This window comes from Stenotrophomonas sp. HMWF003 (assembly GCF_003061285.1).
In the GTDB taxonomy this organism is placed as follows: domain Bacteria; phylum Pseudomonadota; class Gammaproteobacteria; order Xanthomonadales; family Xanthomonadaceae; genus Stenotrophomonas; species Stenotrophomonas maltophilia_AP.
Genome location: NZ_QAIW01000136.1, coordinates 1 through 9016, shown reverse-complemented (window position 1 = coordinate 9016; position 9016 = coordinate 1). Strand labels below are relative to the sequence as shown.

Here is a 9016-nt window from a genome sequence, read left to right as displayed (position 1 = left end):
GCTTACAAGGACGTACTTGCAGCGTGCCCCGCGGGCCCACCCATGCCAACGCCCTCCCCGATGCCGGCACACCGAATTTGATCTTGATCTTGATCTTGATCTTGATCTGGCTTCAGCCCTTGCCCTTGCCTCGAGAAAAACAAACCACCCCCCACAACGAAAAAAGCGACCCCGTTTCCGGAATCGCTTTTTCGTCTACTGCATCTGCACTGCAGATTTTCTGTGGTAGCGGGGGCAGGATTTGAACCTGCGACCTTCGGGTTATGAGCCCGACGAGCTGCCAGACTGCTCCACCCCGCAGCAGAAGCGGAATTGTAAGGGAGTTTTCATCCCCGTGCAACCCCTTGGTGAAACTTGGTACATCGCGTCCTGGAAGGTTAGCCGACCAACGGTCGGCTCTACCGAGCCTGCAACGAAAAAAGCGACCCCGTTGCCGGCGTCGCTTGATTCGTCCACTGTCTCCGGCTTGCACCGGAGCTATATGGTAGCGGGGGCAGGATTTGAACCTGCGACCTTCGGGTTATGAGCCCGACGAGCTGCCAGACTGCTCCACCCCGCAGCAGAAGCGGATGAGCCGGTGTACCAACCAATGGTGGGTACGTTGCAACGATGTTCTGGCGAAACCGCTGCAGCAACAACTCAGGAAACGAATATTACACGATTTGCGCAGTTTTGTATCGTTTTTTACGCAAGATGTGCAAATGCCTGCTGGCACCACACCATGATCGGGTTCCACGACAGGCCCAGGGCCAGCAGTGCCAAGGCATTCACGCCCAGCACCACGCCCAGCACGCGGTCGTTGTTGGCCGGCAGCGGCTCGCCCACCGGCTCATCGAAGTACATCACCTTGATCACGCGCAGGTAGTAGAAGCAACCGACCACCGCGCACAGCACGCCGAGGATCGCCAACCACAGCATGCCGCCATTGATCGCCGCGCCCAGCACGGCCAGCTTGGTCCAGAAGCCCAGGAACGGCGGGATACCGGCCATCGACGCCATGATGCACAGCACCAGGCCGGCCATCCACGGGTTGCGGGCGTTCAGCCCCTTGAAGTCGTCGATGTTCTCGGCTTCAAAGCCGCTGCGCGACAGCGCGATGATCGCGCCGAAGCCGGCGGTCGACATGATCGCGTAGCTCAGGGCGTAGAACAGCGCCGCCGCGTAACCCTGCTCGCCACCGCCGGCAATGCCGAGCAGCAGGAAGCCGATGTGCGACACGGTCGAGTAGGCCAGCATGCGCTTCAGGTTGGTCTGCGCGATCGCCATCAGGTTGCCGATCACCAGCGACAGGGCCGCCAGACCGCCAATCAGGTACTTCCACTCGTCCGACAGCGGGCCCACGCCCACTTCCAGCAGGCGATAGGCCATGCCGAACGCGGCCAGCTTCGGTGCCGAGCTGATGAACAGCGCGATCGGCGCCGGTGCGCCCTGGTACACGTCGGGCAGCCACATGTGGAACGGTGCCGCGCCCAGCTTGAAGGCCACACCGGCAATCATGAACACCGCGCCGGTCAGCAGCAGCACGCGCTCTTCCGAATGCGGAATGGCGGCGTGGATCGCGTCCAGGTGCAGCGAACCGGTCGCGCCGTAGATCAGCGACATGCCGTACAGCAGCAGGCCCGAGGCCAGCGAACCCAGCACGATGTACTTCATCGCCGCCTCGGAGGCCAAGCCATTCTCACGGTTGCTGGCCACCAGTGCGTACGAACACAGGGCCAGCAGTTCCAGGCCCAGGTACACCATCAGCAGGCTGCCGGCCGACACCAGGATCATCATGCCGGCGGTGCCGAACAGGATCAGCACCGGGATCTCGCCCTGGTAGAGCTTGCGCTCGCGCAGGTAGCTCCAGCCGTAGATCAGGGTCAGGCCACTGCACAGCACGATCACGGTCTTCATCACGTCCGCCGCGGTATCGCGGACGAACATGCCGTGGAAGACCTCGCCCTGCCCGCCCACTCCGGTGGCGAGCATGAACAGCACCGCGGCCAGCGCGGCGACCGACAGCAGGTGGGTCCAGATCTTGTTCTTCTCACTGATGAACAGATCCAGGATCAACAGGGCGAACGCACTACCAATCAGCACCAGCTCGGGAGCGAGCGGCGGCAGGTCGGCGGCGGTCAACGGCAACAGCGGCGAGGTGGTCATCATCAAATCCTGGAATCAATACTCTCGACGGCCCGATTACAGCAGCTTGCTGGATGCGATCTGCATCGCCAGCTTCGCGATCGAGGGCTCCATCAGGTCGGTCAGCGGCTTGGGGTACAGGCCCAGGGCAAGCGTGCCCACGGCAAATACACCCAACACCAGCCATTCGCGACCGTTGATGTCCTTCAGTTCGGCGACATGGGCATTGGCCACTTCACCGAAGAACACGCGCTTGTACAGCCACAACGTATAGGCCGCCGTGATCACCAGGGTGCTTGCCGCACCCAGTGCCAGCCACGGATTGCGCTGGAAGCTGGCCATGATGATCATGAACTCACCGACGAAACCGCTGGTACCCGGCAGGCCGGCATTGGCCATGAAGAACAGCATGGCGAAGGTGGCAAACCACGGCATCACGTTGACCACGCCGCCGTAATCGGCGATGCGGCGGGAATGCATGCGGTCGTAGAGCACGCCGACGCAGGAGAACATCGCACCGGACACGAAGCCGTGCGACACCATCTGCACCATCGCACCCTGCAGGCCCAGGCGGGCCGCGTCCGGGTTGCCGGCATCACGAACCAGCCACAGCGCGATGAAGGTACCCAGGGTGACAAAACCCATGTGCGCGATCGACGAATAGGCGATCAGCTTCTTCATGTCGTCCTGCACCAGGGCGACCAGGCCGACGTAGATCACAGCGATCAGGGACAGGGTGATCACCAGCCACGCCCATTCCTGCGACGCGTCCGGGACGATCGGCAGGTTGAAGCGCAGGAAGCCGTAGCCACCGATCTTAAGCGCGATGGCCGCCAGGATCACCGAACCGGCGGTCGGCGCTTCCACGTGCGCGTCGGGCAGCCAGGTGTGCACCGGGAACATCGGCACCTTGACCGCGAAGGCGATCAGGAAGGCGAAGAAGATCCAGGTCTGTTCCTTGCCCGACAGCTGCAGCTGGTACAGGTCGGCCAGCTGGAAGCTGCCGCCCTTCAGGTACAGGTAGATCAGGGCCACCAGCATCAGCACCGAGCCGAGGAAGGTGTACAGGAAGAACTTCAGTGCGGCGTAGATGCGACGCGGACCACCCCAGACACCGATGATCAGGAACATCGGGATCAGCATGGCTTCGAAGAACACGTAGAACAGCATCGCGTCGGTGGCAGCGAAGATGCCGACGGTGACGCCTTCCAGGATCAGGAAGGCCGCCACGTACTGGTTGACGCGCTTGTCGATGGCGCTCCAGGCGCCGATCAGGGCCAGCACCGACACCAGGGTGGTCAGCAGGATCAGCGCGATCGCGATGCCGTCCACGCCCAGGTTGTAGCCGATCTTGTAGGCGGGGATCCAGGCGCGGGTTTCGACGAACTGCAGCGCGTCGTTCCCCACGTCGTAGCCGCTGAGCAGCGACAGGCTGGCCACGAAGGTCAGCACCGCCACGCCCAGCGACGCCCAGCGGGCGGTTTGGGCGTCACGGATGGCAAGGATCAAGGCACCGCCGAGGATCGGCAGCCAGATGAGAACACTGAGTAGGGGCCAGTTCGACACGTCTTCTTATTCCGTACAGGTCATCAACGCAGGTAATGCATCAGGACGCCCAGAAGGGCAATCAGGCCGATGATCATCGCGAAGGCGTAGTGATAGAGGAAACCGGATTGGGTGCGACGCAGCAGGTTGGCCGCCAGATCGATCAGGCGAGCCGAACCGTTGACCACCACACCATCGACGATATTCGTGTCGATCGCGCGCGAAACCTTACCCAGCTTGATGCCGCCACCGGCGAAACCGCCGATCCACAGCTTGTCGAAGCCGTACTTGTTCTCCAGCACCGATACCAGCGGCGCGAAGGTCGAACGGGCCTTGCCCGCCAGCTCCGGCTTCCACAGGTAGAACAGCACCGCCAGCAGGAAGCCGGCCACGGTCAGGAAGAAGGCCGGGGCCATCATGCCGTGCAGCGCGAACGCGACCGGACCATGGAACTCTTCGGCCAGCGCACCGATGGTGTCACGGGACGGGTTGTAGAAGTCCACGATGCCGGTGAAGAACGAATGCACCTGGCCCGGGATCGCGTGCTCGGCATGCGCGCCCTTCCAGTCCGTGCCGTACAGCATCGGACCGATACCGAAGAAGCCGATCACGATCGAGGGGATCGCCAGCAGGATCAGCGGCAGCGTCACCACCCACGGGGTTTCGTGCGGCTCATGCGGACCGTGGCCATGGCCGTGGTCATCATGGTGCGCGTCGCCGTGGTGGGCATCGGCGGCATGGGCGTCGACCGCATGCGCGTCGGCATGGTGATCGTCATGGCCGTGCGCGTGGGCGTGATCGTCATGCGCGTCGCGGAAGCGTTCCTTGCCATGGAAGGTCAGGAACAGCAGGCGGAAGCTGTAGAAGCTGGTCACGATGACACCGCCCAGCACGGCCCAGTACCCGTAGGTGGCCACCCAGCTATGCGACACGTGCGCGTGGTGCTGCGCCGCCTCGATGATGGTGTCCTTGGAGTAGAAGCCGGAGAAGAACGGGGTGCCGACCAGGGCCAGCGTACCGATCCACATGGTCACGAAGGTGATCGGCATGTACTTGCGCAGGCCGCCCATCTTGCGCATGTCCTGCTCGTGGTGCATCGCGATGATGACCGAGCCGGCACCCAGGAACAGCAGCGCCTTGAAGAAGGCGTGGGTCATCAGGTGGAACACGGCGGCCGAATAGGCCGACACACCCAGCGCCACGGTCATGTAGCCCAGCTGGGACAGCGTGGAGTACGCGACGACGCGCTTGATGTCGTTCTGCACGATGCCGATCAGGCCGGTGAAGAACGCGGTGGTGGCACCGATGAACAGCACGAAGTTCAGCGCGGTCTGCGACAGCTCGAACAGCGGCGACATGCGGGTGACCATGAAGATACCCGCGGTCACCATGGTCGCGGCGTGGATCAGCGCCGAGATCGGGGTCGGGCCTTCCATCGAGTCCGGCAGCCACACGTGCAGCGGCACCTGGGCCGACTTGCCCATTGCACCGATGAACAGGCAGATGCAGATGATGGTGGCAATCGACCAGATCACCGGGGCGTCCAGCACCTGGTACGAGGTGCCGAACAGGGTGATCGCGCCGGACCAGATCTGCATCTGTGCCTGCGGGCTGCCCAGGATCGGCGCATTGGCGAACACGGTGGCGTAGTCCAGCGAGCCGAACACCCACAGCACGCCGGCGATGCCCAGGATGAAGCCGAAGTCACCCACGCGGTTGACCAGGAACGCCTTCATGTTGGCGAAGATCGCGGTCGGGCGCTTGAACCAGAAACCGATCAGCAGGTACGACACCAGGCCCACCGCTTCCCAGCCGAAGAACAGCTGCAGGAAGTTGTTGCTCATCACCAGGGTGAGCATGGAGAAGGTGAACAGCGAGATGTAGCTGAAGAACCGCTGGTAGCCCGGGTCATCCTGCATGTAGCCGATGGTGTACACGTGCACCAGGAACGACACGAAGGTCACCACGACCATCATCATGGCCGTCAGCTTGTCGATCATGAAACCGACATGCGCCGAGTACTGGCCGACTTCGAAGAACGTATAGATGTTCTCGTTGTACGGCTGCGCGCCGCCCCACAGCAGCATGTACAGCACGTAGCTGGACATGAGGCAGCTGGCGCCGACGCCCAGGATGGTGACCGTCTGTGCGCCGATGCGACCGACCTGCCGACCGAACAGGCCAGCGATGATGCTGCCGATCAGCGGTGCGAGCACCACTGCGATCAACAGACTCTTGGAGAGAGTGATTTCCATCTACGGATCAGCCCTTCAGCGAGTCGACTTCGCCGACATTGATGGTGCGGCGATTACGGAACAGGGTTACCAGGATCGCGAGGCCGATGGCGGCCTCGGCCGCGGCCACGGTCAGGATGAAGAAGACGAACAGCTGTCCGGCCGTATCACCCAGTTCCCGCGAGAACCCGACGAAATTGATGTTGACCGACAGCAGCATCAGCTCGACCGACATCAGCAGCACGATGATGTTCTTGCGGTTGAGGAAGATGCCGGCGAGGCTGATGCAGAACAGCAGCGCGCCCAGCGCCAGGATATGGCCGAGGGTGATCATGGCGTTGCCTCCTCGTCGCTGGACGGCTTGGTGTTGGTGTGGACCAACGGCTTTTCGGCATCCATCTTGACGATGCGCAGGCGGTCGCTGCCCTTGACCATGGTCTGCTCGGTCGGGTTCTGGGTCTTCAGGCCGGTGCGGCGACGCAGGGTCAGCATCACGGCGGCAACCACGGCCACGGTCAGGATGACGGCGGCGAACTCGAACGGCAGCAGGTACTCGGTGAACAGGCTGCGGGCCAGCCAGGTGATGTTGGAGCTGTCGGCGGCCAGTGCGGCGGCGTTGTCGGCCGGGAACGGGTTGACCGCCCTGCCCTTCACCCCGATCAGCACCAGCATCTGCACCAGCATGGTGACCGCGACCACCAGGCCGATCGGCAGGTAACGCACCCAGCCTTCGCGCAGGTTGGTGGCATCGATGTCGAGCATCATCACCACGAACAGGAACAACACCATGACCGCGCCTACGTACACCAGCACCAGGGCCACGCCGAGGAACTCAGCGCCGACCAGGATCCAGATGCAGGCCACGGAGAAGAAGGTCAGGATCAGGCACAACACGGCATAGACCGGATTGCGCACGCTGATCACCGCCGCGGCGGAGATGCCCGCCACGATGGAGAAGACCCAGAAACTGATATTTACCCAATCCATCATTCGACCTCAGCGGAAAGCGGCATCGGCGGCGCGACGCTCGGCGATCTCGGCTTCAAGCCGATCCCCGATGGCCAGCAGCTGCGGCTTGGTAACGATGTTCTCGCCACGATTCTCGAAGTGGTACTCGAGGATGTGGGTCTCGACGATCGAGTCCACCGGGCAGCTTTCTTCACAGAAGCCGCAGAAGATGCACTTGAACAGATCGATGTCGTAACGGGTGGTACGGCGGCTGCCGTCCTCGCGCTTGGCCGAATCGATGGTGATGGCCAGTGCCGGGCACACCGCTTCGCACAGCTTGCAGGCGATGCAGCGCTCTTCCCCGTTGGGGTAGCGACGCAGCGCGTGCAGGCCACGGAAACGCGGCGACTGCGGGAACTTCTCCATCGGGTACATCAGCGTGTACTTGGGCTTGAAGGCGTACTTCAGGGTCAACCACAGACCCCCGAGCAGCTCGAGCAGCAGCAGGCTTTTGAAGTAATGGGTAATTCGATTCATCACTTAGACGCCCTTCTGGATCACGCCGTAGAACACCATCACCGCCGTCACTGCGATCCAGAAGATGGTGAGGGGAATGAAGACCTTCCAGCCCAGACGCATGATCTGGTCATAACGGAAGCGCGGGAAGCTGGCACGGAACCAGATGTAGGCGCTGGCGAAGAAGAACACCTTCAGCAGCAGCCACGGCCAACCACCCTTCCACAGCCAGTCGATCCACGGCGAGATATCCGCGTTGACCCAGCCCTGGATCGGGCTCAGCCAGCCACCTAGGAAGAAGATCGAGATCAGGAAGCTGATCAGGATCATGTTGGCGTATTCGGCCAGGAAGAACAGCGCGAACGCACCGCCGGAGTATTCGACCATGTGGCCGGCCACGATTTCCGATTCACCTTCCACCACGTCGAACGGCGCGCGGTTGGTTTCGGCCACGCCGGACACCCAGTACACGATGAACAACGGGAACAGCGGCAGCAGGAACCAGTCGAAGAAGCCGGAGCTGCCGGCCTGGGCCATCACGATGTTGCTCAGGTTCAAGCTGCCCGAGGCGATCATCACGCCGACCAGGGCAAAGCCCATCGCGATTTCGTAGCTGATCATCTGCGCCGAGGCGCGCATCGCACCCAGGAAGGCGTACTTGGAGTTGGAGGCCCAGCCCGCCAGGATGATGCCGTACACACCCAGCGAGGTCATCGCCAGCAGGTACAGCAGGCCGGCGTTGGCGTTGGACAGCACGATCTTGGCGTCGAAGGGAATCACCGACCAGGCCGCGAAGGCCGGGCCCAGCGTGATCAGCGGCGCAAGGATGAACATCGCCTTGTGCGAGCTGGCCGGCTGGATGATTTCCTTGAACAGCAGTTTGAAGACGTCGGCGAAGGCCTGGAAGATGCCCATGCCGACATACATCGGACCATGGCGGACATGCATCCAGCCGATCAGCTTGCGTTCCCAGACCACGAAGAACGCCACCGAGATGATCACCGGCATGGCGATCACCAGGATCTTCAGGATGATCCAGAGCAGCGCGCCGATGTCGCCCAGTGACAGCAGCCACTGGTGCAGCGGATCGACCGCGTTCAACAGCAATTCGTTCATGCAGCCACCACCGTTACGCGAGCGGCACCCAGCGGTGCGGTTGCACCGTGGCCCGATTCAATCCAGACCGAACCCGCGGCGACGCGGGCGTCGACCACCACCGGCAGGGTGGCGCGGCCGGCATCGGTGCCGACCTTGGCCATCTGCCCTTCGGCCAACTGCAGGCGGGCGGCATCGGCGGTGTTGAGCACGATGCGCGGCGCGGTGTTGAGCGGATGCGACTGCAGCGCCTGGGCGCGACGGACCACCGCATCGGTGCGGTAGATCGCGGCGGTCGAGGTCACTTCCAGCCCCTCGCCTGCCAGCGGCGTTGCGGCCGAGGTCGACACGGTGACGCTGACCGGGGCCAGGCTGGCACGCAGGCCGGCCAGGTCGATGAACTCGAAACCGGCCAGGGCCAGCTCGCCGCCCAGTGCACGCAGCACACGCCAGCCTTCGCGCGCCTCGCCCGGCAGCTTGCCGCCGGCACGGGCCGACTGCTCGCGACCATCGAGGTTGGTCAGGGTGGCATCCACTTCCGGCAGCGCGCCGAT

At 63.0% G+C, this 9016-nt stretch carries 9 protein-coding genes and 2 tRNA genes; 1 reads left to right on the top strand and 10 read right to left on the bottom strand.

All coding sequences use genetic code 11. From position 1 onward, the window contains the following. The coding region (locus DBR34_RS21670) for a hypothetical protein (RefSeq protein WP_219928217.1) at positions 1–245 on the top strand (245 nt) is incomplete at its 5' end. On the opposite strand, the gene DBR34_RS05265 is transcribed toward DBR34_RS21670, so the two are convergent. The 10 genes from DBR34_RS05265 to DBR34_RS05220 form a co-directional block, all read right to left on the bottom strand. Continuing rightward, positions 224–300, bottom strand: a tRNA-Met gene (locus DBR34_RS05265). The two genes, DBR34_RS21670 and DBR34_RS05265, sit on opposite strands and share 22 nt — an antisense overlap. Before the next feature lie 182 nt (positions 301–482). Continuing rightward, a tRNA-Met gene (locus tag DBR34_RS05260) sits at positions 483–559 on the bottom strand. 125 nt (positions 560–684) lie between these two features. Beyond that, positions 685–2145, bottom strand: coding sequence for an NADH-quinone oxidoreductase subunit NuoN (gene nuoN / locus DBR34_RS05255; protein WP_128095988.1), 1461 nt, complete (start codon positions 2143–2145; stop codon positions 685–687). Positions 2146–2181: 36 nt separating this feature from the next. Beyond that, positions 2182–3690, bottom strand: a complete 1509-nt coding sequence (locus DBR34_RS05250) for an NADH-quinone oxidoreductase subunit M (protein WP_128095987.1) — start codon at positions 3688–3690, stop codon at positions 2182–2184. 23 nt (positions 3691–3713) lie between these two features. Further along, positions 3714–5924 carry an NADH-quinone oxidoreductase subunit L gene (nuoL, locus tag DBR34_RS05245; protein ID WP_128095986.1) on the bottom strand — a complete coding sequence of 737 codons (2211 nt, stop codon included), beginning with the start codon at positions 5922–5924 and terminating at the stop codon, positions 3714–3716. A 7-nt stretch (positions 5925–5931) separates the two neighbouring features. Further along, positions 5932–6237 carry an NADH-quinone oxidoreductase subunit NuoK gene (nuoK, locus tag DBR34_RS05240; protein WP_017355932.1) on the bottom strand — a complete coding sequence of 102 codons (306 nt, stop codon included), beginning with the start codon at positions 6235–6237 and terminating at the stop codon, positions 5932–5934. Next, the gene (locus DBR34_RS05235) at positions 6234–6893 is read right to left on the bottom strand and encodes an NADH-quinone oxidoreductase subunit J (protein WP_181393904.1); all 660 of its coding nucleotides are present in this window, start codon (positions 6891–6893) and stop codon (positions 6234–6236) included. The genes nuoK and DBR34_RS05235 overlap by 4 nt, the downstream gene beginning before the upstream one ends. A gap of 6 nt (positions 6894–6899) precedes the next feature. Next, positions 6900–7388, bottom strand: a complete 489-nt coding sequence (nuoI, locus tag DBR34_RS05230) for an NADH-quinone oxidoreductase subunit NuoI (protein WP_038687244.1) — start codon at positions 7386–7388, stop codon at positions 6900–6902. A gap of 3 nt (positions 7389–7391) precedes the next feature. Next, positions 7392–8483 carry an NADH-quinone oxidoreductase subunit NuoH gene (gene nuoH / locus DBR34_RS05225; protein WP_128095984.1) on the bottom strand — a complete coding sequence of 364 codons (1092 nt, stop codon included), beginning with the start codon at positions 8481–8483 and terminating at the stop codon, positions 7392–7394. Next, on the bottom strand, positions 8480–9016 hold a 537-nt coding region (locus DBR34_RS05220), incomplete at its 5' end, for a molybdopterin dinucleotide binding domain-containing protein (RefSeq protein ID WP_308812512.1). The genes nuoH and DBR34_RS05220, both read right to left, overlap by 4 nt.